This is a genomic window from Caballeronia udeis, from assembly GCF_001544555.2.
Lineage (GTDB): Bacteria > Pseudomonadota > Gammaproteobacteria > Burkholderiales > Burkholderiaceae > Caballeronia > Caballeronia udeis.
Genome location: NZ_FCOK02000020.1, coordinates 73,368 through 97,895 on the forward strand (window position 1 = coordinate 73,368; position 24,528 = coordinate 97,895).

Below are 24,528 nucleotides of genomic sequence, written 5' to 3' on the forward strand. Positions count from 1 at the left end.
CTTCTAGTCGGAGAAACCGTTTTCGAAGGTCTTGCGCAGATAGGTTACAAACGCGGTCACGGCACGCGGCACGTGTGGCGCGTAGGGCCTGACGATATAAAGCTGTTCAGCGAACCCGCCCTTGGGCTGCCACTCAGGCAGCACCCGGATCAAGTGCCCCGCGCGCAGCGCAGCTTGTGCGCTGAAATCGGGCAGGAGCGCAATGCCCAGGTCGTCGAGTGCTGCGTCGCGCAAGGTTTCGCTATTGTTCGCGGAAAACGGCCCGGAGATTGGCACGGTCACGCGCCCGGCGGCTGTCTTGCGTCCCGTCGTGCGTTCGAACGTCCAGGCCGGCGCCTCTTGTGCACGCGGATAGAACAGGCAGTCATGCGCGGCCAGGTCCTGTGGCGAGGCGGGTGTGCCGCGCCGGCGCAGGTACGCTCGCGTTGCCACGATTACCGAGCGTGTGGCGCATAGAGTCCAAGCCACATGCGTTTCGGGCGGCGCGGCGCTATGACGGATCGCAAGATCGAAACCTTCGCTGGCTAGCGAGGTGATCCGGTCTGACACTTCAAGCTGCACGCGCACTTCCGGATTTGCCCGAAGAAAAGCCGACAGATGCGGCACGAGTTGCTGCCGCGCAAACGCCACGGGGGCGGTGACGCGCAGCTCGCCGCGGGCGATACCCGCCGAATCGCGCACGCCCGCAAAACTTTGCGCGATTCCCTCGTACTGGCCGCGGGTCTGGTCGACAAGACGCTGTCCCGCCTCCGTCAACCGCACGCTGCGTGTTGTGCGCTGCACCAGAGAAACGCCCGCTGCGCGCTCCAGCTCGGCAATCCGCTGGCTCATGGCGGCCTTGCTCACGCCGAGCCGTGTGGCGGCGCGGGTATAGCTGCCTTGCTGCGCGAGAATTGTCAGCCAATAGAGATGGGTCCAGAGCGACTCGACACGTTGCGTTTCCATATCTTCATTGTTCGCCATAGAAAACAATCATTTCAATCATAGCGTCTTTGCAGACACGTCCGGGGTTCTTACACTCTGAGCATTCCCAACTCATACAGGTGCCTCATCATGCAGAGCTTCAGCGATCGCGCGGACGTCGGCCACTTTATCCAGGGCCGCCGTGTTCCCGGCACGGGCACGCGCACCCAGCCGATTTTCAATCCCGCGACCGGGCAGGAAGCACGCACACTGCGTCTGGGCGATGTCGCCGATGTGGACGCCGCCGTCGCCAGCGCGAAGAAGGCATTCGTGGGTTGGAGCGAGACGCCGCCCATCCGGCGCGCGCGTGTCATGCTGCGTTTTCTGGAACTGATGAACAAGCACCGCGACGAGCTGGCCGCGATCATCACCGCCGAGCACGGTAAGGTATTCAGCGACGCGCAGGGCGAGGTGTCGCGTGGTATCGATGTAATCGAATTCGCTTGCGGCATTCCGCAGCTTTTGAAGGGTGACTACACGGAGCAGGTATCCACGGGTATCGACAACTGGACGACGCGTCAGGCGCTTGGCGTGGTGGCAGGCATTACGCCGTTCAACTTCCCGTGCATGGTGCCGTGCTGGATGTTCCCGGTCGCTATTGCGGCAGGCAATGCGTTCGTATTGAAGCCGAGCGAGCGCGATCCGTCGGCGTCGTTGTTCATGGCGGGGTTGCTGCAGGAAGCGGGTCTGCCCGATGGCGTGTTCAGCGTGGTGCAAGGCGACAAGGTCGTGGTCGATGCTCTGCTCGTGCATCCCGATGTGAAGGCCATCAGCTTTGTGGGTTCAACGCCGATCGCGAATTACATTTATCAGACCGGCGCGCAACACGGTAAGCGCGTGCAGGCGCTTGGCGGCGCGAAGAATCACATGGTCGTGATGCCGGATGCGGATATTGATCAGGCTATCGATGCATTGGTTGGTGCCGGTTATGGCTCGGCTGGCGAGCGCTGCATGGCGATTTCTGTGGCCGTGCTGGTGGGTGATGTGGCTGACAAACTGATTCCGCGATTGGCTGAGCGGGCACGCACGCTGATCGTGAAGAACGGCATGGAGGCTGATGCCGAAATGGGTCCGATCGTCACGCGTCAGGCGCTGGAACGCATTGAAGGTTACATCGCGCTGGGTGTGGAAGAGGGTGCTTCGCTGGTCGTCGATGGACGTGGTCTGAAGGTGCCGGGACATGAAGAAGGCTTCTTCACGGGTGGCACGTTGTTCGATAACGTGACGCCTGAGATGCGCATTTACAAGGAAGAGATTTTCGGGCCGGTGCTGGCTTGTGTGCGCGTGAAGGACTTTACGGAAGCGGTTGATCTGATCAATGCGCATGAGTTTGGTAATGGGGTTGCTTGCTATACGCGTGACGGACACATTGCACGTGAATTCGGTCGGCGGATTGAAGTGGGAATGGTCGGGATTAATGTACCCATTCCTGTGCCGATGGCGTGGCATGGTTTCGGCGGCTGGAAGCGCAGTTTGTTCGGTGACATGCACGCGTATGGTGAAGAGGGCGTGCGGTTCTATACGCGGCAGAAGTCGATCATGCAGCGGTGGCCGGAAAGCACGGAGAAGGGCGCTGAATTCGCGATGCCTACGGCGAAGTGAGGGGGATTTTGCCTCGCCGATGGTGACCGCGGCGCGGGTGGTTTTCGCCGTTCCTGCGGTCGATTGGTGGATCGGTCGGTAACCACCGTGCAGTTGTTTGTCCGACCGAAGGTTGATCGACCGCAATCAGGCTGGTTGTGCCCAATCATCTCCAACGGGCGCCGTTTTGCTTACTGGTTTGACCGACGGCGTCCCACCCGGCCTGACGGGTTGTGGCGCGCTGGGACTTGCGGTTTGCGGGCTGTTCACCGTTTGCGGTGCACTGTGCCGTTTGAAGGCCTCGGTGCCGATACCAGCGACGCTTAACGAGCTGTCCCGCACTTCAACCTTGACCGGATCGGTCTTCTTCCACTGTTTCTTCGGCAGCACCAGCTTCCATTTCGCATCCCGTCCATCATCGCGGAAGAATGCAACGATGCCGACGTACTCCGCGTCGTCACTCATCGGCTCGCTGATACTGGCGTTCGCATTGGGCCGGAGTACAAGATCCGTTGACCCAAGCAGGTCAGCCTTCAGTGCGTCTATATCATTCGTCTGCAATTGCGCGTAGTCGAGTTGATCGAACGCTTGCGGTGTCTTCAGTTGATAGATTCGCACCACGGTCGAGAGCGATTGTCCGGTGCCGCTTGTATTCGACGAAGACCGGCTGACGAAGTCGAGGTTCATGGTTTTCACCTGTGTGGTGAATGCCCATTTCGCCGCGTCCACGGTGCCGCTCTTAACGGCTTGCCCTACCCCGCATCCCGCGAAAGTAAGAATGATGCACGCCGCGGCGGCGAGTTGCGTCTGTCGGATCGTTGTGGGCTTCATGCTTGCATTCCATTGTTTTAATGTGTCGGGTAGGTCTTGGCGGTTCGACCGTCCCACGTGCCAAGCTGCACCCGGGTGATGGCGCCTGTCGTATGGGGTCGTTCAGCTTGCGCGAGTTGGGTTGTGTAACCAAGGCTCACCTGGTCAGATGAAAGCTCCGCTCTTGGCATCAGGTCGGGCGAGACATGCATCTCCAGATGCGCGTTCGCTTCGTAGCCGAGATAGAAGCGCAGCAGCGCCATGATCTGGCCGTGTACCTCACGTCCGGGCGTCAGGCCCAACACCGATTCGGGTGTCGTTGGTGCGATGACTACGCGGGCGCAATTGCCTCGATCGTAGAAGCCGCGCCCGAGTACGCAGTTCTCACCAAGCGCCGTTGGCTCAAACTCGTTTAACTGAATCCATACCGGATGAAACTCGGTGACCGTAATCGTTGCATCAGGCACGGCGTGTTGCAGCACGCCCGCGAGTCCTTCGGCCGTGCGCGTGCGCTGGCTGGCGAGTCCGAGCATTGACAGCAGCTTGCGCGTGCCGACTGTCTGCTCGATATCGGCATTGCCTATACCCAATCCCACCAGGCTGACCAGACAACGGGAGACGTCATCGGTACCGTCTTTTCGAAACCCTATCGGGAAGCGATACTTGCGCCACGCCCGGTAAAATTGCGTCGCGATCCTGTGATGGAACATGTCCAGAAAGGCCGACAACGGTTCAGCGCCGTCACGGTTCTGCGCGACTTCATCGATGAAATATGAAGGCATGCGCGCATCGACGCCGTAGAGTCCGAGGAACGTCGTGCGGATGGCGGCGGGTTTTGATGTGTCGTCGTAGTCGAATTCGACCGCATCAATTTCTTTGCCCGGGAAGCCGAGTCGGGCACCCGAGCGAAACCGCACCGGTTCGTTTGCCGGTGAGTCGGTCGAGCCGAGAGGTGGCAGGTTTGGCGCGGCGAGTTCAATCAGCTCACAAAAGCGTATGAAGTTCATACGAGTCGCGTCGTGCAGCAAAGCGGGCAAGAGGGCGCGCTCTTCAAGCACCGGAAACTCTCGATGAGGCGCGTTCAAAACGGTGCTCCCTCGGCCTTGTTATCGGGCCACGTTTTCCGGCGTCCACTCGGCAACGAAATGACTACCAGCTTCGTATAGATATTCATCGTCGCGTACAACGCGAGGAAGCGATTCAGCATCTCGCCGAACAACGCGAGATCGCCATCGCCAGCAAACTTGTCGCTGTTAAGCGTGACTTCGATTTCCACGCCGCGCAGCAAGCCACCCTTGACGAGCTTTTGCAGAGGTCGATGTTTGACGTCGATGATCGCATCAATACGCCGCCGGTTCAGTTCTCCATCGGTCCAGTCGTAGAGCGCAAGACTGCCGCGCAGGATTTCTGCATCCAGCAGGGAGAGATAGTTCGGTGCGAGATGCGAAAGCACACGCCAATGAAAGCGGTCACCTGTTGGTGGATACACAGGCAAGGTTGGAGCCGTGAGGTTTCTCACCGATGCTACGTTCGTAAAACCACCACGCGTGCGGTTGATACTTGCTTCTCGAAGGCCCTTGCGTGGCAGCATGCCGTTTGTGCCTGTAATCGAAAGCGATAGCGTTTCTTTCGGAAGCGTGGTCTCACCTTCCCACGCATGGCCGCCCAACACCACCCACGTGTCGAACCGTCCTGACGGGCCGCGTCGAGCCCGCGTATGGAAATATCACTCGGGCATCTCATGGCGCAGCATGCCGCCGCGGTGCCGGAACGACGAGAACGGCGCGTACTCGAAGCGGGTACCGTTGGATGTTTCGAACCCGACGATCGACTCCACCGAATAGGTTTCGACAAAATCGCCCGACGTATCCACCGTATGCACGCGGTATCAGGAAGCCCACACGGTGTCTCAGCTCAAGGGTTCGCCACCAGGCTATGTGGGTTACGGCCAGGGCGGTGTGCTGACCGAAGCCGTGCGTCGACGGCCCTATAGCCTGATTCTGCTCGATGAAGTGGAAAAAGCACATCGCGATGTGTTGAACGTTTTCTACCAGGTATTCGATCGTGGTTTCATGCGCGACGGTGAAGGACGTGTGATTGACTTTCGCAATACGGTGATTGTGATGACATCGAATCTGGGCAGTGACCAGATCATGGCGGCACAGGAGGCAGTGGTCGAAGCCGGCGGTGAGGTCACCACCGGCATGCTGATGGAGGCGATCAGGCCGACGCTGATCGAACATTTTCAGCCGGCGTTGCTGGCCCGATTCCAGACGGTCGTGTACCGGCCGCTTTCTTCATACGCCATGACCACGATCGTACGAATGAAGCTTGCGAAGGTCGCACAGCGCATCCAGCGTAAGTTCAACCTGCCGCTTATTTGCGACGACGCGCTGATCGGTGAGCTGGTGCGTGCTTGTCAGTTACCGGATTCGGGGGCGCGCAATATTGATAGCCTGCTCGACCAGCAGATACTGCCCGTGCTTTCGCGCGAGTTGTTGGTGCGTGTGTCGCAAGCTCAGGCGCTTCATGCGGTCAGGCTGTCGTACTCGGATGACGGCGGAATCGCGGTCGATTTCGATGAGGCACCAAACGATGTTCATGCGGTGTCGAACAGGGAAGAAGTCACGCCATGACGCGCGGCGGACCTGGGTTGTTCGAAGCGGTGACGGGGCATTTTGCGAACGGTGACCCGATTGGTCTTCACAGCCGGAACCAGCAAACGTTCCTTTCTGTGCGCGACAACATCCAGCGCATTTTGAATAGTCGCCGCGAGAGCCTCGCGCATTTGCCTGACTACGGTCTGGGTGATCTATCGAAGATTTACCGGCACATGCCGGCCTCGGCACATACACTTCGGCGCGAGATTGAACACACGTTGCTCAAGTATGAGCCACGTTTGAAATCGATCGATATAACTTCCGCCGATCCAGAGGACGGCATGCTGCTCAGTTTCACGATGACCTGCGAACTGCACCAAGGGGGACTTGTGCGCTATGGCACGTATTTCACGCCAGAGGGACAAGCCCGGCTTACAACGTGTGAGGATATCGACCGGTAGCAGGCCTTTAGTGTGCGTCGCACAGGAGACGCGACGCACGAAGGAGAGGGTATTGAAAGCTAACGCGACCAAGCTGGGCGTCGAGGTAATAGAATATCCAGATCCCCGCCCGCGCAACCAACCCCACCCCATGACCCTCCCCACCGCCTCGCCTATCCAAACCTGGCATGCCCACATCTACTTCGACGCCCCCACCCGCGACGCCGCGTGGCAACTCCGCGAGGAAATCGCGACGCGGTTCGGCGATACCCTGCAACTGGGCCGGTTCCACGAGAAGCCTGTCGGCCCGCATCCTAAATGGTCGTACCAGCTTGCTTTCGAACGCACACAATTCGCCGATATCGTCGAATGGCTGACGCTTAACCACGGCGTGCTGGACGTTTTCCTCCATCCCAACACCGGAGATCCGTTGCGAGACCATCGCGACGCGGCCGTGTGGATCGGCCACTCGCACAAGCTGCTGCTCGACAACTTCATGGCCTGACCGAATCAGTCCACTCCGCTCACACCCCCCGCGCGTGCCTGAATCCACCCGGCCCAACCCCATATGCATCTTTAAACTTCTTGCTGAATGCGGATTCCGACTGATACCCGACGTCGTCCGCAATCTCCGCAATACTCTTCGATGTACGCGTCAGCAGCGTTCCCGCAAGCTGCATGCGAATGCGGGTGAGCAGGGTCATCGGCGAGTCTTCGGTGAGTGCGCTGAAGGTTCGCATGTAGGTGGCGCGTGACATTGCCGATTGCTGCGCCAGCATCTCGATCGTCCATTGCTCAGCCGGCCGTTCCAGCATGGCAATGACCGATGCCCCAAGCCGCGGATGCGCGAGCAGCGCGAGTACATCGGTGGTGGAGGGCTGCTGTTCAAGGTGCGCGCGCAGCAACAGGGTAAACAGTGCAGTAGAGAGTGCCGACACAATGGAATACGCGCCGGGCGCTGCCTCGCTCGCCTCCTTGCGCATCATGCCGACCATGCACGTGAGGTCGGGGACATCGGCGTGGGCAAAGGACATTTTCACGAGATCCGGCAGCACGTCGATGAGTAATGCGTTAGCTGCGTAGTTGAAGCGGCCGCATAACAAATCGAGGCTCGCGGCATTCGGCCCGCAATTGGAGCGCACCGTCACCACGCCATTATCGCGGCTCTCCATCTCAACCGGTTCGCTACCGTTAGCCGGTTCAAGTCCCCGCAACACGTGGGCATCGCCGCGCGGCAACATGACAATATCGCCGGTTTCCAGCAGCACGTCCGCTTTCCCCCGGAATTTGAGGAGGCAGCTTCCGGCGAGCACTACGTGGTATACCGCTTCGCTCGGTGGAGCGGGCGGATGGTCCAGTTCCCACTGGCCGCTAAGAAGGCAGCGCAGGTCGAGCGCGCCTTGCAGGCGGGACAACTGGATCAGTCGGTCGAGTGCATCCATGGTTGAGCTGGGCGACGTGAGGGGCAAGGCATGACAGCCGGCGTAGCGATCTTACCGGAGAACAAAACCCGCGCTGATCGGACGCAACTTGCGCGAATGTCGTTGACCTTACGCAATTCGTCCGCAACGAAGCCCTGGCAATGAGACGAACGAGCAGCCATTCGAGCCGCTCCGGCATGGAGATTTGGGCCGTGCGCGCCTACATTTACCTCATGGCGGGGGCAGGGTGGCATCGAAACGAACCCGCTCTCTCGGCATAGTGCGAATTCTTCCTTACCAGCTAGGTTCAGCTATGTCCAAACCTTTGAAAGGGAGCTGAAGATGTCGACGGTCGAACAATTCGAATATGTGTTTCTGGGCGGCGGAAAGGGCGGCAAGACGCTGGCGATGGAACTGGCCAAATCAGGCAAGCGCGTCGCTGTAGTCGAGGAGGGAATGATCGGCGGCTCGTGTATCAACGTGGCATGTATTCCGAGCAAGGCGCTGATTCAAACCGCACACATCATGCACGCCGTGCAATCCGCAGACATATTGAAGGGCGCCGTTCACGACGCGAAGGTGGACATGACGGAGGTTCATCGCCGCGTGCGTGCGGTTGTGGACGGCATGGTCGATATCAACGCAAAAGCGTTCGAAGCATCGGGCTTCGACCTGATCCTCGGCACTGGACATTTCATAGCACCACGCCGCATTCAGGTGGCGATGAACGATGGACGGGAACGCGTGGTTGAAGGCACTAATGTGTTCATCAACACTGGGACGTACGCCGCGATTCCGGATATTCCCGGGCTGCGCGACGCCGCCCCCATGACACATGTTGAAGCACTCGAACTGGACTCGCTCCCGGAGCATCTGATTGTGATCGGCGGAGGATATATCGGGCTGGAAATGGCGCAGGCGTTCCGGCGGCTGGGCAGTAACGTAACTGTCGTGCAAGAGGCGCCACGCGTTGCGATGCGCGAGGACTCCGACGTTACGGATGCAATCGAATCGATCCTGGCAGGCGAAGGGATCGACATAAGGGTGGCGGTCAAGCCCTTGCAAGTCAGCGGCCGCTCAGGGCAATCCGTCACGGTCGAACTCAGCGACGGCACACGCTTGACGGGCACGCATCTGCTGGTGGCGACGGGCAGGGTGCCGCGCACGGCAGGCATTGGACTGGACGTGGCGGGCGTAGCGTTCGATGAACGCGGATTTATCAAAGCGGATGAACGCCTGGCAACGTCCGCTCCGAACACATGGGCGATTGGTGAAGTCGCGGGCACGCCGATGTTCACGCATGCTTCATTCGATGACTATCGCGTGCTCAAGTCGCAACTCGCGGGCGGCAATCTGACTACGCGCGATCGCGTGATTCCGTACGCCATGTTCATCGAACCGGAGCTTGCGCGCATTGGTATCAACGAAAGCGATGCACAACGGCAAGGTATCGCCGTGCGCGTGGCGAAACTGCCGATGGCGTCTGTCCCCCGCGCCCGCACGACCGGTGATATGCACGGCTTCATGAAAGCGATTGTCGATACGCAATCGGATCGCATCCTCGGTTTCACCATGCTCGGATCGAACGCGGGCGAAGTGGTTGCGACGGTGCAGATGGCCATGCTCGGCAATCTCCCGTACACCGCTATTCGGGACGCGATCCTCTCGCATCCGACCATCGTGGAAGGGCTGAACCTGCTGTTCGCGAAGATCCCCGAGAGAGCGTGAGAGGGCTTCAATAAGGCTTCAACGACGCTTCAACTACGTACCCGTCCCGTCGATGCGCGTTGCACCAGCACGGGCGGGGGCGCGACACGCATGGGCGTCTCGCAGTGGCCGCCGCTTTCGATCAACGCTTCCAGCAGCTCCACGGCCATCGCAGCGGCGGCGTCAGTAGGAACAGCAACCGTCGATAACCCCGGCCGTGATTCGCGAGCCAGTTGAATGTCGGTAATCCCGATGACCGAGAGGTCGTCGGGAATACGCATGCCGCGATCCGCGGCCGCATGCATTGCACCCAACGCAGGCAAGTCATTGGTCGCGAAGATCGCGGTCAGGTCGGCGTGCTCCGTCAGCAACTCACACGCGGCCTCGTAGCCCCCCTGGACGGCATCGCGGGTGAAACGCGCCTCCTGCGCCGGATGCGCCACGCCCGCAGCCCTCAGCGTGTGACAAAAGCCGGCGTATCGTGCCGCCTGCACGCCTTCGGGCTGACTCCCGATGATCGCGCCAATTCGCGTATGCCCAAGGTCCAGCAGATGCTGCGCGGCCAGCGCCCCGGCCGCAAAAAAATCAACCGCTACGCAAGGCAATCCCGGCGATACATCCGGCCGTTCCCACATGCACAGCACGACCGGTGTGCCGCGTGCGCGCGTGGTGTGAAGATCGTCGAAACCGATCCGGGAGTTCATCACCAGCACACCCTCGGACAAGGTCCCCGCAATCTGATCCAGGTACGCGCGGCTGATCACCGGATCTTCGTTCGTATTACATACGATCAGGAAACGCCCGTTCTTGCGTGCCGCGCGTTCCGCCGCCAGCGCGAACTCCGGATAAAACGGGTTCGCGATACTGGTCACCATCAAGGCCAGCGTAGGTGCGCTCCCTTCGGCCAGCGCCCGCGCGGTCAGGTGCGGCCGGTAGCCCAGTGCCTCCACCGCGTCGAGCACCCGCTGACGTGTCGCGGCCCCCACCTTGCCGCGCTTGCGCAGCACGTTGGAGACGGTCGCCGGCGTGACGCCGGCGCGTAAGGCAACCTCGGCCAAAGTAGTCATCGAATCTCGCAGCAAGGGCTCAAGCGGTTCAACATCGGCCAAGTTCAGTGAACTGTCGCCAGGGTGGCAACTTCATCCGGCTATTCCCGTGGACGCCCACATTTTGGGATGGCTTCCCGGCATTTGTATAAATCAGCCGACGCCGCTAGATTTGAGACCCAAGGCAGTTAAAAAACATTAGGACGGAGACAGCCGGTCAACGCGATCCCGAATACGGATCGTTTTTTCGCAGGCAGAAGGTTAAGCGCTTAACCTTACTTTGTCTCCCCGGTAAAACACGGAGACGTCGGCATGGCGAGCATCTCGTTACGATCGGTTCAAAAAGCGTACGGCGATCACGCACCCGTGATTCGCGATGTCGATCTGGAGATCGGCGAGCATGAATTCTGCGTGTTCCTCGGCCCTTCGGGATGCGGAAAATCCACCTTGCTGCGGATGATCGCAGGTCTGGAAGACATCACGGACGGTGACCTGTACATAGACGGAAAAATCGTCAACGAAGTGCCGGCTGCACAGCGCGGCGTCGCGATGGTGTTCCAGAGCTACGCGCTCTTTCCGCACATGACCGTCTACCAGAACATGGCGTTCGGCCTGACGCTGGCAAAGACCCCGAAGGACGTGATCGAGCGGAAAGTGAAGGAAGCCGCGCGCGTGCTGCAACTCGAGGCATTGCTTGAACGCAGGCCGAAGGAGTTGTCCGGAGGCCAACGGCAACGCGTGGCAATCGGCCGGGCAATCGTTCGGAGTCCGGGCGTGTTTCTGTTCGACGAACCGCTCTCCAATCTGGATGCCACGTTGCGTGGCCAGACGCGGGTCGAGATCGCGCGCCTGCACAAACAGTTCAATACGGCCAGCGTTGTCTATGTGACGCACGACCAGATTGAAGCCATGACGCTCGCCGACAAGATCGTCCTGCTGCATTCGGGGGCGGACACGGCGAAGTACGGCAGCATCGCGCAAGTGGGTGCGCCGCTCGAGTTGTATCACCGGCCGAGAAGCCGCTTCGTGGCGGGGTTTATCGGCTCGCCGCGCATGAACTTCCTTCCCGCGCGGGTGGTATTGGGCAGCGCGGAAAGCGTGTCGATCGTCCTCGATGGAACCAACGAGCGACTGCAGGTTCACGCTAACGGCGAGGCTTTGCGGCCCGATCAGGCAGTCACGCTCGGCATTCGTCCCGAGCATCTCGAACCGGCCGCAAGCGGAGGTTCGGTTCAACAAATCAGTCGCGCGGTGTCGCTGGTCGAACAACTCGGCGAGCACAGCTATCTGCATCTCGATCAACCGCACGGCGCGGTGCTGATCGCCAAGGCACCGGGCGACAAGACACCGCGGCAGGGCGAGAGCGTGGCCTTTAACGTGCCGCCCGCCTCGTGTCATCTCTTCACCGAGGACGGCTTCGCCGTCACATCGGCAGCAATCCAACAATTTGCGTAGGAGCGCACCGTATGCGTCTTGGAGTCTGTTATTACCCGGAACACTGGCCGGAATCGATGTGGAAAGACGATGCCGCGCGGATGAAAGCGCTGGGTATCGACCGCGTCCGGATCGCGGAGTTCGCATGGAGCCGTATCGAACCAGCGCCTGGTGAATACAACTGGGATTGGCTGGATCGCGCAATCGATGTGCTTGCCGAAGCAGGGCTGAAAGTCGTCATGTGCACGCCGACCGCGACGCCGCCTAAGTGGCTGATCGATCGTCATCCGGACATCCTGCCCGTTGGCGCCGATGGCCGTCCGCGTGCGTTCGGTTCGCGCCGGCATTACGATTTTTCGTCGCCTTCGTACTTCGAGGCGTCGCAGAAGATCTGCACGGCCGTGGCCGAGCGTTATGGCAAACATCCCGCCGTCGCGTTCTGGCAAACGGACAACGAGTTCGGCTGCCACAATACCGTGGTCAGTTATTCGCCCGCCGCAGTGCAGCGTTTTCGTGGGTGGTTAAAGCAGCGCTATGGCACCATCGACGCGCTCAACACCGCATGGGGCACGGTCTTCTGGAGCATGGAGTACCGCAGCTTCGACGAAATCGATCCGCCCGTTGGCACCGTGACGGAAGCGCATCCAAGCCATCGGCTGGATTACCGGCGTTTCGCTTCGGACGAAATCGTGCGATTCAATCGCATGCAGACCGAGATCATTCGCGCACATTCGCCGCAGCGGCCAGTCGCACATAACTTCATGCAGTTATTCACCGAGTTCGATCACTACAAGGTGGCTGCAGACCTGGATATAGCGACATGGGACAGCTATCCGCTCGGCGCGCTGGAGGAACAGTGGTTCGATCCGTCGGTCAAGTTGCAGTGGCTGCGCACGGGGCATCCCGACTTCGCGTCGTTTAATCACGATGTGTATCGCGGCATGTCGAAGTTGCCGTTCTGGGTGATGGAGCAGCAACCGGGACCGGTGAACTGGGCGCACTGGAATCCCGCGCCTCTGCCGGGCATGGTGCGCCTGTGGAGTTGGGAAGCGTTCGCGCATGGGGCCGGGTGCGTATCGTATTTTCGCTGGCGGCAGGCGCCGTTCGCGCAAGAGCAGATGCACGCGGGTCTGAATACACCGGATAACCGGCTGGATCTGGGCGGCGCGGAAGCGTCGGTGGTGGCGAAGGAAATCGAACAGGTGCTGGAAGCGGATGGTGAATCGACGGTATCCACCAAAGTTGCACTTGCTTGGGATTACGAAGCAAAATGGCTGTTCGAGATTCATCCGCAGGGCGCTGATTTTCACTATCCACGTTTCGCGTTTGAATACTACAGCGCGTTGCGCAGCCTTGGACTCGACGTCGATGTGATTCCGGCCGATGCGCCGCTGGACGGATACAAGATGATCGTCGTGCCGCCGCTGCCGGTGGTGTCGGCGGAGTTTGCCGCGAGGCTCGCGGCGAGCGGTGCGCAGGTGGTGCTTGGGCCGCGCACGGGGTCGAAGACGGTCAACCTGACAATTCCCGCTGCGTTGCCGCCGGGCGAGAGTATCGCGAAGCTCATTCCCATCCGCGTGTGGCGCGTCGAATCAATGCGGCCGAACGTGACCGAGAAAGTGGGCCAACGCGGCGAGGCGCGTCACTGGCGCGACTTCATCGAGACGAGCAATGGCGTGCAGATTGAAGCAACCTTCGCCGATGGTCATCCCGCCATCGTCCGCAGCGGTTCCGTGCTTTATCTCGCCAGCCTCTTCGATGAAACCCTGACGCAGGACATCTTCCTGAACGTGGCGAAAGCAGCCGGACTAGAAGCCTCACTGCTGCCCGAGGGTATCCGGATCAGCCGGCGTGGTGGCTTGACCTATGTCTTCAACTACAACGCGACGCCATACAAGATTCAGGCGGCTGCGAGCTTCATAGTGGGGCAGGAGGAAGTAGAACCGCAGGGCGTCGCGATTTACAGAGCATAGCGAAGCAAACAACACTCATCGATGAGGAGACACGCATGAAAACCTTGATTCGCCACGGACTGACCGGTGCGGCGCTGGCCGTTGCTTTAGCCACGACCAGCATTGCGCAGGCGGGCACCTTGACTGCGAACATCGCGTTCAAAGGAGCAAGCCAGCGCGCGGTCTGGCAACAGACCTTCGACGCCTTCAAGAAAGCGCATCCGGATATTGACGTGAAGGTGACCTTCGTCGATGAAGAAGCCTACAAGGTGCAATTGCCCGGCTGGCTCACCACTGTCGCGCCCGATATTGTCAACTGGCACAACGGCGAGCGCATGGCGTACTACGCGAAGCGCGGCCTGTTCGAAGACCTGACGCCCGACTGGAACAAGAACGGCTGGAACGGGATGTACGCGTCGACGAAGGAATCGTCCACGTACAACGGCAAGCAATATTCGGCGCCGACCGTGTATTACGCGTGGGGCATGTTCTACCGGAAGGACCTGTTCCAGAAGGTGGGCATTACCGCGGAGCCGAAGACATGGCCCGAATTCCTGGACGCCTGCAAGAAGCTGAAAGCAGCGGGCATTGCGCCGATCGCGGTCGCTGGGCGGGATGCGTGGACACTCGCCGGCTGGTTCGACTACCTCGACCTGCGCATCAACGGCAACACGTTCCATCAGAAGCTGATGGCAGGCGACATAGCCTACACGGACCCGCGCGTGAAGAAGGTTTATACGGCGTGGAAGGGCTTGATCGACGACAAGGACTTCATCGACAACTCGCTGTCCTACGACCTTGATGCGGTGCAGCCGTTCCTGTTCCAGGGCAAGGCGGCCATGATGCTGATGGGCACGTTCATTACCGGCGGATTCCCGGAGAACATCAAGCCGCAGATGGGCTTCTTCCAGTTCCCGATTATCGACAGCAATGTGCCGACCGCGGAAGATGGTCCGGTGGAGTCGTTGCATATTCCGTCGAAGGCGAAGAACAAGGCGGACGCGCACACGTTCCTGGCATTCGCGGAAACGCCGGATATCAGCGCACAGCTGGCGAAGGGTTTGGGCTCGTTGCCGGCCAACAGCAAGTCGCCGGAACCGGACGATCCCATCTCGAAGATCGGCTTCCAGATTCTCTCGCAGACGAAGGGCGGTATTGCGCAGTTCTACGACCGCGACATGACCAAGGAGATGGCTGACGAAGGCATGAAGGGCATGCAGCAGTTCGTGTCCGATCCGACCCAGCTGGACTCGATCCTGGCCCAGCTCGAAGCTACACGCAAGCGTATCTACAAGAAGTAGTGTGGTACGGCGGCTCGCGATTATCGCGAGCCGCCTCAGCGATCGGTATCAGCATCAGGATCAGGAGAGCACCGCATGTCCGAAACCCTCAGCGTTCCGGGGATTAAAACAAAGCGCCGCAGAAAGATGTCGGCCACCGCGCGCCAGCAGCGGCTGGCCGCGTTCCTGTTCCTTGCGCCAGCGTGCATCATGGTCGCGATCTACGTGATGTGGCCGATCTTCTCCAGCCTCAGGCTCAGCTTTTACAACTGGGATGGCATGACGGAGAAGACCTTCGTCGGCTTCGATAACTACATCGAACTGTTCCACGCGCCCACCTTCTATACCGCGCTGAAGAACAATGTCTTGTGGCTGATCCTGTTCTTGCTGGCGCCGCCCATGGGACTTGCCGTGGCGTTGTACCTGAACCAGGCGGTAAGAGGCATTCGCATGGTGAAGTCGCTGTTCTTCGCGCCGTTCGTGTTGTCCGGCGTGGTGGTCGGCTTGATGTTCAGCTGGTTCTACGACCCGACGTTCGGCTTGCTGAAGCTGATTCTCGGGCATGGCGTGCCGGTGCTCGGGGACCCGCGTTACGTGACATTCGGCATCATCTTCGCGGCACTATGGCCGCAGACTGCCTACTGCATGATCCTGTACCTGACCGGATTGACATCGCTTAATTCCGAGCAGATAGAAGCCGCCCGCATGGAAGGCGCGAAGGGCTGGACCATGCTGTGGCACGTCGTCCTGCCGCAACTCCGTCCCACCACCTTCATGGCGATCGTGGTGACCATCATCGGGGCGTTGCGAAGCTTCGACCTGATTGCCGTCATGAGCGGCGGCGGCCCGTTCGAAAGCTCGACCGTGCTGGCTTATTACATGTACGACCAGGCGATCAAGTATTACCGCATCGGCTATTCTGCCGCGATTGCCGTGGTGCTGTTCGCGATCATGATGGTGTACATCGTTTATCACTTGCGCAGAATGTTGCGCACCGAGCAATAAGCCAGGAGCGCGCCATGTTTCCAATGCCCGTCGCCAAGTGGAAGCCCGTCAACCGGGCGCTTTACAAGTTGTCGTTGCCGGTCGCGCTGCTGATCTGGTTGTTGCCGCTGATAGCCGTGATGGTGACGTCCATCCGCTCTTCCGATGAACTCGTCGAAGGCAATTACTGGGGCTGGCCACGGCATTTTTCGCTGATCGCCAACTACAGTGACGCGCTGACGACTTCACCCATGCTCCACTATTTGTGGAACAGCGTGCTCATTACCGTACCGGCTGTAGTCGGTTCGATCGTGCTGGCTTCCATGGCCGGTTTTGCATTGGCGATCTATTCGTTCCGGGGCAACACCACGTTGTTCGCGGCGTTTGTCGCGGGCAACTTCGTGCCTATCCAGATCCTGATGATCCCGGTGCGGGACCTGTCTTTGCAGTTAGGAATCTTCAATACCGTCGGAGCGCTGATCTTGTTTCACGTCTCGTTTCAGACCGGATTTTGCGCGTTGTTCCTGCGCAATTTCATCAAGCAGTTGCCGTTCGAATTGGTCGAAGCCGCGCGCATTGAAGGCGCGAATGAGTGGACGGTGTTCTTTCGCATTGTCCTGCCGCTGATTCGCCCGGCGTTGGCCGCGCTGGCAATCCTCGTCTTCACGTTCGTGTGGAACGACTATTTCTGGGCGCTGTGCCTCACCACCGGAGACGAGGCCGCGCCTATTACCGTGGGTGTCGCCGCGCTCAAGGGCCAGTGGGTGACCGCGTGGAACCTGGTCTCGGCGGGATCGATACTGGCTGCGCTGCCGTCGGTCATGATGTTCTTCGCCATGCAGCGGCACTTCGTTGCCGGGCTGACGTTCGGGGCAACGAAGGGCTAGAGCGATGAGCTATTCGTGCAACCACGTGTCGATCTGGACCACGACGTAGTCCGCTATGAGTTTTTGCAGGTGAGTCGTCGGATGATAAGCGTCGGCGAACATGTAGATGTTGTCAGCATGGGGGGAGACATACGTCGACGGCGAGCAGAAGAGCGCGCTGGTGTCGTCGGCTTGAAACGCCGGGGGCAGGTTTGCCGGCGCGCATGCTACGTTGGTGCCAATGCTGCCGTTGAAGCGAAAACCAAGCTGACGATAGTTCTCCGACGCTTCATCAATGAACGTGAATGCATCGATCCGCAATACGGCCGGCGATGAAGGGAGCGCTTCATCCAGCGCGGCGTTGAACGCCCGCGCCAGTTTTCGCAGCACTTTCGAGGAGCCCGGCAACTGCTGATCGGCAAGGTTTGCGATTGGCGCCTTGCTGATATCGGGGACGTTTTGTACGACGATATGAGTGGCGCCGTGTTGTTGCACGTTGTGCACCAATCCCGCAAGTTGCTGCGCCGCCTGTTGCAGCGCCGGTAGGACCGACTGTAAAGAGGCAGCCGGATTGCCGCCGGTCGCAACCATTTCCGCCCACGCATCATAGGCGTCCTGAACGTCATTGGCTCCGCCTTGCATGAGGACCAGTTGCTTTGCGGTGAAGCGCGTATGCGACTGGAGATAAGCGGCCACTTGCGAGGTCAGCGGCGTCTGTAACTCGCCGGTGTCGCCCGTTGCATCACCGGGGTTCGGCGCCCCTGCCACCCGGGCGCCCCCTTGAGCGTACCCGAATCCTTCGGGATGAATCACGCTTGGCTGTCCAAATCCGCCAGTCAGTGCAGGCGTGAGGCTCGACCCATAATGTTCCGCTATAAGCTGAACGGAGATCGCGCCCGGATTCGTGGTGTAGGTGCCTCCGCCAAATCGGCGGGCATACGCATAGGTGCCAACATCTGACAGACTGTCCCCGAACGAGACTACCTGCAAGAGGCTTCGTTGCGGATCGGCAGAATCGGCCGATGCGTTCGATGAAGGCGCCAAACCGATCAACCCGCATGTCAACGCGAGGAACGCAAAACGGCGGACTGTCATGGGGTGCTCCGGGTAGTTGGGCTATCGAAGAATACCCGGGTTTCGGTGCTAAGCACTACCTCAATGCTTTAACGCTTCAGCGGGGAGTTCGCTTGCCGTCTTCGAAATTGCTCATGGCACAACGAGATTCGTCTATCCATATACCTGTTTTAATCGGCCATCCCGCGGTCAAGGAAAAGCGCCTTTAGCCGCGATAAATCCCGTTAATTGGGCAGATTTGATTTATTCATCAAAGACCCTCCAGTCCTGACTCCGACCCGCCGATATACCTTCGATAGAAGGTACACGACGAGTCGGAGACAATCGGATGAAAACATTAAAAACGCCTGCCGTATCCCATTTTTCGGGATATGCCAGCTTCTTTGGTCACGTGAGCTTGCGTACCAGCATCACGGTTGTGCTGGCGGTTTTTGCCGGGTTGTTGATCGCGGTTAGCGCATTGGCTGGCGTTGCGCTGCAAACCAGCAACGCCGCGATTGAAAAGATGTACACGGAAGACACGCGCTCGCTTCTTCAAATCAAAAGCAGCTATGAACACGTGATGCATGCGCGTCTCGCGCTGGGTAGCTTTGCGGCGCTTTATGGACTAGGCGATGTTCAGCCGGCCTTGCTTGAAGGTGCGCACAACGACCTGCGTCAATCCGATGAGGAAGTGAGGGCCTACCTGGCGACCGCGTCGGCGGACGATGCCGAAACAGCGTTGCGCGCCCGCTTTGTCGCCGCGCGTCAGAAGTATCTGCATGACGGTCTGGACGCCTCGTTCGAAGCACTGGGTAAAAGCGATTTCTCAGCCTATAAGCAGCTTCAGGGCGCTGACACGGAAGCGCTGGCTAACAACTTTGGCGCCCAGGTAGCTGCACTGGAGGGTGTTCTCACCGAGCGTGAGAAGGCGCGCTATACCAGCGCTCAAGAGCGCTTCCACACAATGCTGGGGCTCCTTGCCGCGGCGGCGTTCGCGTCGGTGGCCATTGGCACGTTCGCGCGCCATGCATTGCTTAACGCAATCGTCAAACCGGTCGGGCAAGCGATCCGCCAGTTTCAGCGAATTGCTGCGGGCGATCTGACGAATCCGGTGGATACCGGCCGGGACAACGAGATGGGCGCGCTATTGCGTGCGCTCGAGCAGATGCAGCAATCGCTGGTTGAGACGGTGACGACCGTGCGAGCCAGCACCGAATCGATCAACGTTGGCGCAACGGAAATCGCCAGCGGCAACAATGACCTTTCCATTCGGACAGAGCAACAGGCGGCGTCGCTGGAAACCACGGCGAGCAGCATGGAGCAGATCACGGCGACGGCGAAAGCCAGCTTCGAGAGCGCGCGGCAAGCGAGTGAGATGGCGACGCAAGCATCGGAAATGGCAGTCAAGGGCGGCGCGGTGGTCAGCAATGTGGTGACCACCATGCAAGGCATTGCCGCTCATTCGAAGAAAATTTCGGAGATCACGAGCGTGATCGACGGCATTGCGTTCCAGACGAACATCCTGGCGCTCAACGCGGCAGTCGAGGCCGCGCGCGCAGGCGAACAGGGGCGGGGTTTTGCGGTCGTGGCCGGTGAGGTACGCAGTCTGGCGCAGCGCAGTGCCGCGGCGGCTCAGGAGATCAAGCTGCTCATTCAGGACTCGAGCGCGCATATCGACGCCGGATCGTCGTTGGTGGAAAGTGCAGGGACGACTATTGGCAGCGTGGTGAGCGCGGTTGAACGCGTCTGCCAGATCGTGACGGAAATTTCCGCTGCGGCGGGTGAACAAAGCAAGGGAATCGAGCAAGTCAATCAGGCGGTCGCGACCATGGACCAGAGCACGCAGCAAAACGCGGCGCTCGTCGAGGAGGCCGCCGCCGCGGCGCAGTCCCTGAAGAGTCAGGCTAGAACATTAAGCGAGGCGGTGGAGGTGTTTCGGCTTTAAGGCGCGGGTGTGCACGCCTGGCTTGCGCATTCAACCGCGTTGCGATTCCATGGCCTGAAGCGCGCGGGTGAGGCCGTCTTCGGAGAAGACTGAATCGATCGCGTCGCTCGCCACGGCTTCTTCGGCGCGTGACGGCCGATTGCGTCAGCTAATTGTCAGCTTGAAACCGTCAGTTCGAGTCGAGAATTCGCGAGTATGACGGCGAGCGCCGCTTGATGCGGCGCGACGAGTGAACTTCAGGCGCCAGGCCAGTGTCTTTCACAGAGGCTGGCCTGGCGCGGCAGGAAGTCAGGCTTGTGTTCCAGCGTTGTCCGCATCGTCCGGAGCGGCTTCGTTCTCTTTCTTTTCTATCAGCGACTCCAGGGCGCCAGCGCCTTTAAAGCCGGCCACGGCCGCAATCCCTTTCGTCAGAATCGACGCATCCGGATCGACCTTGTCCGTTGCTTCCACTGCTGCGACGGCACCCGCGACCTTACCTACCTCATCCAGAAATCCCATGTCGATCACCGTATATGTTGAACGTGAACGCGCACTATTTCACGCTCACGCCTATCAAAGGACGTCGCGGTTGGGACCTTCAGCGGCATCTCCCACCGGCGACACTTCTTTCCCTATCAGCCTCGTTGACGAGTACGCCAGCCGGATCGCATGACAACGAGGGGGACGTCATTGACGATGGCGGACGTCTGCCCGCCATCGTCAATGACAATAACACTGCATGAACCGCGAGACTGTAAATTCTTGTTAGAGACCTCCCCGGTTTCTGTTCAGCCGCGTTCCAATCGACCCGATCATCTCGCCGGCACCAGGGCTGGAGCGATATTCAGGCGTCGATAACGCGTGCAAAAGCACGATCCTCCCCGCGATTTTTTGGGTGCCCTGTAACCGTTGCCGGTCATTGGGCGAAATACCCTATGACGTCGGCAGCGCGAGACTGCCGCACGTTGACTGGACAACAGTCGTAAGCGACCGTTTTGGAGAGTGCAAGGCGCGAGAAACTTAAACCGGTTCAAAGACAGTGTTCTCAACCGGATCGATACAAGCCAATTGCATAGTCATCCTTATATTTTTATTTTCAACATGAAACTGGAGATCTGATGAAATCGATTCGAAAAATCATCCTGTGCGCAATGCTTCCGCTGTCGTTGGCGACAGGCTTCGCGCATGCTCAGGGTATTGGGCATGCCGGTACGTATCTGATGCCACAGGACTATCAAATGATGATGGAGAAGCTCACGCCGGAACAGCGGACCCAGGCCATCACCATTCAGCAGAAAATGATGCAGATGGAGATGGACCACAAGGAAGCCATGGCTCAAATGGAGATGAAGCACGAGCACGAAATGATGCAGATGCAGAACCAGCTGCTGGATCTCTTCAAGGGCCACTAGTCCGGCCGGGGGATGATCTACCTAGGCTGCTTCGGGCACAATGCTGGTGTTCCGGCACGAGGCAGTTTCGGTAACCTCAACGCTTGGGCGGCGCGGACGGGCCGGGTTGGCCGTTGGTGGTTCAAGCACATTGCATCCGGTATTGCCCCGCAGGAGTGGCAGACATGTCCCTTGATAATCCCCCTCCAGCCGTTTCATCGGGATTGACCGCCTTCGTATTCGCGGGCGGCGGCAGCCTCGGTGCGATCGAGGTCGGCATGCTGCGCGAGTTGCTCAACTGGGGCGTGCGCCCGGATTGCGTGATCGGCGCGTCGGCGGGCGCCATCAACGCGGCGTATTTTGCAGGCCGTCCTGATGCCGAGGGCATCGCCAAGCTCGAATTGCTGTGGTGCGGAATCAGGCGGCGGGACATCATGCCGCTCAGCATGTTCGGGCTGTTCGAGATGATCCTGCGCCGCCGTTCCAACCTCGTTGAAGCGAAGGCGCTGCGCGTCCTGCTGGAAAACAATTTGCCCTACAAGCGAGTGGAGCAAGCGGTCATCCCGCTCCATGTTGTCGCTACCAACATGCTGAGCGGCAACGAAGTCGTTCTCTCGTCGGGCCCGGTAGTGGATGCCGTCCTTGCAAGCGCAGCGATTCCCGGCGTGTTTCCGCCAATACGCATTGACGGAATCGATCTGGTCGACGGCGGCGTGGCCAACAATACGCCGATCTCGGTAGCCATCGGGCTCGGCGCGACACGCATCATCGTGCTGCCGGCCGGTTTCGCTTGTGCGCTGCAGAAGCCGCCGGCCAATGCGATTGCGCAGGCCATTCATGCGTTGACGCTTGTCGTCGCGCGGCAGCTTGTGCGTGATCTGGCGTTCTATTCGTCGCGTGCGGAGATTGTTGTCGTACCGCCCTTGTGTCCGCTCGATGTATCGCCTTACGACTACACGCAGTGCAATCGCCTGATCGAACGTGCCGCCGAGCAAACGCTTGCGTGGCTGAGCGACGGTGGTCTCGAACGCGGGGTTGTCCCGGCCGAACTGCACGAGCATGAGCATGCCCAGGCGGGTTAGCGAAGGGCGTGCGCCAAAAGGCCGTACGCCAATTGCTGGCGGGACAACGCACATTTCACGTCGAAAACGCGTCATCGCAACCATGTCATGGCCCGGTAAACACATCTGGCAATAATGGAGTCCTTCGAGCCGGTCCGCTCTCTTCGCCGCCGTGGGCGGCTTGCGCTGGCTTATCCCCTCAAGGATTGGAACACCAGACATGCCAAACAAGAACATTGATGATATTTCGCCGGCCGAGCAGGGCGCTTCCGTTTCGCGGCGTGGTTTTCTCAAGCTTGCCGGTGCTTCCGGGCTCGCAACGGCTGCAGGCGGGTTGGCTTCAGCGAGCCGGGCCGCTGCGGCGAGTCCGGATGGCACGCCCGAACAGATCCACCTGACCTGGGGCAAGGAGCCGTGGTCCGAGGTGGTGATCTCGTGGGCCTCGCTTGCCCCGGCGGTCAATCCGCGAGTGCGCTTTGGCCGTACCGGCGAGACGAAGACGACGGTGCATGGCGTGCAGCGCACTTATACCGATGGGCTCAACGGCGAGATTGTCTGCACGTATCACGCGCGCCTTCATGGACTGAAACCCGCAGCCGGCTACGAGTACGAAGTCACTGCCGACAACGACAGCAACACGGGCCGCCCCTTTACGGCGAGTTTCCAGACTGCGCCACACGGCCGGGCCGCGTTTCGATGGACCAGCTATGGCGACCTCGCGACGCCGAATACCAACTGGGTGCTCTCTTCGCCACAAAGCCGCTTTGCCGTCCAGGCAGTCGAGCGGTTCCAGCCGCTGTTTCATTTGCTCAACGGTGATCTTTGTTATGCCAACCTGAACCCGGCGCATCAGCCCGAGGTCTGGCGCGACTTCGGCAACAACGCCCAGACGTCGGCGGCCAATCGCCCATGGATGCCTTGTCCGGGTAATCATGAGCTGGAATTCAACAACGGCGAGCAGGGACTTGACTCGTATCTGGCGCGTTATACGCTGCCGGAGAACGGCACCCGCTTTCCCGGCCGCTGGTACAGCTTTCGTGTGAGTTCGGTGTTGTTCGTCTCGCTCGATGCGGACGACGTGGTCTACCAGGATGCCGCCGCATTTGTCGCGGGTCCGGATCCGCTGGTGCCGGCCGGGAGCACGGGCAACCCGCCGATCGCTCCCGGTACGTCGCTCTATGTGCGTGGCTATAGCAGCGGTGAGCAGACGCGCTGGCTAGGCGAGACGTTGCGCGAGGCGGCCGAGAACAAGGACATCGACTGGATCGTCGTCCAGATGCACCAGGACGCGCTTACATCGTCGAAGACCGGCAACGGCTCGGACAAGGGCATCCGGGAGGCGTGGCTGCCCCTGTTCGACCGCTATGGCGTCGATCTTGTGCTCTGTGGCCATGATCACGACTACGAGCGCAGCTATCCCGTGCGTGGGTGCAACCACCATGCGGGCATGGACGCCGTGACGGGCGAACCGGTGGAGACGCTGCAGCCCCGGCCGGTCATGACGTCGAATCCCGCTGACGGCGCCTTCGATACCAGCCAGGGGACGATTCACCTGATCCTGGGCGGCGGCGGCACCAGTGCGCCTCTGGATGTGTACGGCCTGGACACCGGAACCGGCAAGGTGCAGGCAAAGGTGTTCACCAAGCCTAACCGTCCGGTAGCCGGGACCACGGCGAACACGTTCGTGCGCCAGCCGGCTGATGCGCTGGAAGACGCCATCTGGTCGGCGCAACGCGATACCGGCACCGGTTATGGCATTGCGGTGTTCGATCATGATCCCGGCACGCCGGGTGGCAAGACCACCATTACGATGAACTACTATCACGCGCCCGGCGCCGACCAGACGCCGACTGCAACTTATGAGCTGTTCGAGACCATCACGCTTTCCAAGGCGCGTCGAAGCTGATTCGCGGTCTTGTCAGTACATGACCGCGCGTTTTCCTGGATGATTCCAGCATTGCGCTAATGCTGGACAGCTTTCATGACGGCACTTCTGACAAGACGAGGGTTTG

The 24,528-nt window shown here is 60.0% G+C and carries 20 protein-coding genes and 2 pseudogenes; 14 read left to right on the forward strand and 8 right to left on the reverse strand.

Features of this window, described 5'->3' with window-relative positions; translation table 11 throughout:
• Positions 1 to 3: 3 nt before the first annotated feature.
• Positions 4 to 945 (reverse strand): LysR family transcriptional regulator, encoded by a 942-nt coding sequence (locus AWB69_RS16395; RefSeq protein ID WP_062086593.1) that lies wholly within the window; start codon positions 943 to 945, stop codon positions 4 to 6.
• Between the two features lie 108 nt (positions 946 to 1,053).
• Between AWB69_RS16395 and AWB69_RS16400 the strand changes: the two genes are divergently transcribed.
• Positions 1,054 to 2,565 carry a CoA-acylating methylmalonate-semialdehyde dehydrogenase gene (locus AWB69_RS16400; protein ID WP_062086501.1) on the forward strand — a complete coding sequence of 504 codons (1,512 nt, stop codon included), beginning with the start codon at positions 1,054 to 1,056 and terminating at the stop codon, positions 2,563 to 2,565.
• A gap of 126 nt (positions 2,566 to 2,691) precedes the next feature.
• On the opposite strand, the gene tssJ is transcribed toward AWB69_RS16400, so the two are convergent.
• The 3 genes and pseudogenes from tssJ to AWB69_RS16415 all read right to left on the reverse strand — a co-directional run.
• Positions 2,692 to 3,375 carry a type VI secretion system lipoprotein TssJ gene (tssJ, locus tag AWB69_RS16405; protein WP_063977825.1) on the reverse strand — a complete coding sequence of 228 codons (684 nt, stop codon included), beginning with the start codon at positions 3,373 to 3,375 and terminating at the stop codon, positions 2,692 to 2,694.
• A 17-nt stretch (positions 3,376 to 3,392) separates the two neighbouring features.
• On the reverse strand, positions 3,393 to 4,361 hold the full coding sequence (tssG, locus tag AWB69_RS16410) for a type VI secretion system baseplate subunit TssG (RefSeq protein WP_062086595.1): 969 nt from the start codon (positions 4,359 to 4,361) through the stop codon (positions 3,393 to 3,395).
• 74 nt (positions 4,362 to 4,435) lie between these two features.
• Positions 4,436 to 5,215 (reverse strand): annotated as a pseudogene (locus AWB69_RS16415) (type VI secretion system baseplate subunit TssF); the annotation flags it as partial.
• Between the two features lie 19 nt (positions 5,216 to 5,234).
• Between AWB69_RS16415 and AWB69_RS16420 the strand changes: the two are divergent.
• The 3 genes and pseudogenes from AWB69_RS16420 to AWB69_RS16430 all read left to right on the forward strand — a co-directional run.
• Positions 5,235 to 5,990 (forward strand): annotated as a pseudogene (locus AWB69_RS16420) (AAA family ATPase); the annotation flags it as partial.
• Entirely contained in the window at positions 5,987 to 6,415 is a 429-nt protein-coding gene (gene tssE / locus AWB69_RS16425; protein ID WP_062086505.1) for a type VI secretion system baseplate subunit TssE, read from the forward strand. The pseudogene AWB69_RS16420 and the gene tssE, both read left to right, overlap by 4 nt.
• 130 nt (positions 6,416 to 6,545) lie before the next feature.
• On the forward strand, positions 6,546 to 6,899 hold the full coding sequence (locus AWB69_RS16430) for a DOPA 4,5-dioxygenase family protein (RefSeq protein ID WP_062086597.1): 354 nt from the start codon (positions 6,546 to 6,548) through the stop codon (positions 6,897 to 6,899).
• A gap of 19 nt (positions 6,900 to 6,918) precedes the next feature.
• Here the strand turns inward: AWB69_RS16430 and AWB69_RS16435 are convergent, their stop codons facing one another.
• Positions 6,919 to 7,836: an AraC family transcriptional regulator gene (locus AWB69_RS16435; RefSeq protein WP_062086507.1), complete on the reverse strand. Its 918-nt coding sequence runs from the start codon at positions 7,834 to 7,836 to the stop codon at positions 6,919 to 6,921.
• 321 nt (positions 7,837 to 8,157) lie between these two features.
• On the opposite strand from AWB69_RS16435, the gene AWB69_RS16440 reads away from it, so the two are divergent.
• Positions 8,158 to 9,543, forward strand: a complete 1,386-nt coding sequence (locus tag AWB69_RS16440; protein WP_062086508.1) for a dihydrolipoyl dehydrogenase family protein — start codon at positions 8,158 to 8,160, stop codon at positions 9,541 to 9,543.
• A gap of 29 nt (positions 9,544 to 9,572) precedes the next feature.
• On the opposite strand, the gene AWB69_RS16445 is transcribed toward AWB69_RS16440, so the two are convergent.
• The gene (locus tag AWB69_RS16445; RefSeq protein WP_062086511.1) at positions 9,573 to 10,589 is read right to left on the reverse strand and encodes a LacI family DNA-binding transcriptional regulator; all 1,017 of its coding nucleotides are present in this window, start codon (positions 10,587 to 10,589) and stop codon (positions 9,573 to 9,575) included.
• 291 nt (positions 10,590 to 10,880) lie between these two features.
• On the opposite strand from AWB69_RS16445, the gene AWB69_RS16450 reads away from it, so the two are divergent.
• From AWB69_RS16450 to AWB69_RS16470, 5 genes are all read left to right on the forward strand, one after another.
• Entirely contained in the window at positions 10,881 to 12,023 is a 1,143-nt protein-coding gene (locus AWB69_RS16450) for an ABC transporter ATP-binding protein (RefSeq protein ID WP_062086513.1), read from the forward strand.
• Between the two features lie 11 nt (positions 12,024 to 12,034).
• The gene (locus AWB69_RS16455; RefSeq protein ID WP_062086515.1) at positions 12,035 to 13,975 is read left to right on the forward strand and encodes a beta-galactosidase; all 1,941 of its coding nucleotides are present in this window, start codon (positions 12,035 to 12,037) and stop codon (positions 13,973 to 13,975) included.
• Positions 13,976 to 14,010: 35 nt separating this feature from the next.
• Positions 14,011 to 15,255, forward strand: a complete 1,245-nt coding sequence (locus AWB69_RS16460) for an ABC transporter substrate-binding protein (protein WP_062086517.1) — start codon at positions 14,011 to 14,013, stop codon at positions 15,253 to 15,255.
• A 75-nt stretch (positions 15,256 to 15,330) separates the two neighbouring features.
• Positions 15,331 to 16,239, forward strand: coding sequence for a carbohydrate ABC transporter permease (locus tag AWB69_RS16465; RefSeq protein WP_062086519.1), 909 nt, complete (start codon positions 15,331 to 15,333; stop codon positions 16,237 to 16,239).
• A 14-nt stretch (positions 16,240 to 16,253) separates the two neighbouring features.
• Positions 16,254 to 17,105 (forward strand): carbohydrate ABC transporter permease, encoded by an 852-nt coding sequence (locus AWB69_RS16470; protein WP_062086521.1) that lies wholly within the window; start codon positions 16,254 to 16,256, stop codon positions 17,103 to 17,105.
• A 9-nt stretch (positions 17,106 to 17,114) separates the two neighbouring features.
• Here the strand turns inward: AWB69_RS16470 and AWB69_RS16475 are convergent, their stop codons facing one another.
• Positions 17,115 to 18,179 carry an SGNH/GDSL hydrolase family protein gene (locus AWB69_RS16475; protein WP_062086523.1) on the reverse strand — a complete coding sequence of 355 codons (1,065 nt, stop codon included), beginning with the start codon at positions 18,177 to 18,179 and terminating at the stop codon, positions 17,115 to 17,117.
• 307 nt (positions 18,180 to 18,486) lie between these two features.
• Here AWB69_RS16475 and AWB69_RS50345 point away from each other — a divergent pair, with 307 nt between their 5' ends.
• Positions 18,487 to 20,085 (forward strand): methyl-accepting chemotaxis protein, encoded by a 1,599-nt coding sequence (locus AWB69_RS50345; protein ID WP_082913435.1) that lies wholly within the window; start codon positions 18,487 to 18,489, stop codon positions 20,083 to 20,085.
• A gap of 288 nt (positions 20,086 to 20,373) precedes the next feature.
• Here AWB69_RS50345 and AWB69_RS16485 read toward each other — a convergent pair whose 3' ends face one another.
• Positions 20,374 to 20,583 (reverse strand): hypothetical protein, encoded by a 210-nt coding sequence (locus tag AWB69_RS16485; RefSeq protein ID WP_062086601.1) that lies wholly within the window; start codon positions 20,581 to 20,583, stop codon positions 20,374 to 20,376.
• A 599-nt stretch (positions 20,584 to 21,182) separates the two neighbouring features.
• Here AWB69_RS16485 and AWB69_RS16490 point away from each other — a divergent pair.
• The 3 genes from AWB69_RS16490 (at position 21,183) to AWB69_RS16500 (ending at position 24,422) form a co-directional block, all read left to right on the forward strand.
• The gene (locus AWB69_RS16490; RefSeq protein WP_062086525.1) at positions 21,183 to 21,476 is read left to right on the forward strand and encodes a hypothetical protein; all 294 of its coding nucleotides are present in this window, start codon (positions 21,183 to 21,185) and stop codon (positions 21,474 to 21,476) included.
• Between the two features lie 164 nt (positions 21,477 to 21,640).
• On the forward strand, positions 21,641 to 22,537 hold the full coding sequence (locus tag AWB69_RS16495) for a patatin-like phospholipase family protein (RefSeq protein ID WP_062086527.1): 897 nt from the start codon (positions 21,641 to 21,643) through the stop codon (positions 22,535 to 22,537).
• Between the two features lie 199 nt (positions 22,538 to 22,736).
• Entirely contained in the window at positions 22,737 to 24,422 is a 1,686-nt protein-coding gene (locus AWB69_RS16500) for a fibronectin type III domain-containing protein (protein WP_062086529.1), read from the forward strand.
• Positions 24,423 to 24,528: the final 106 nt, after the last annotated feature.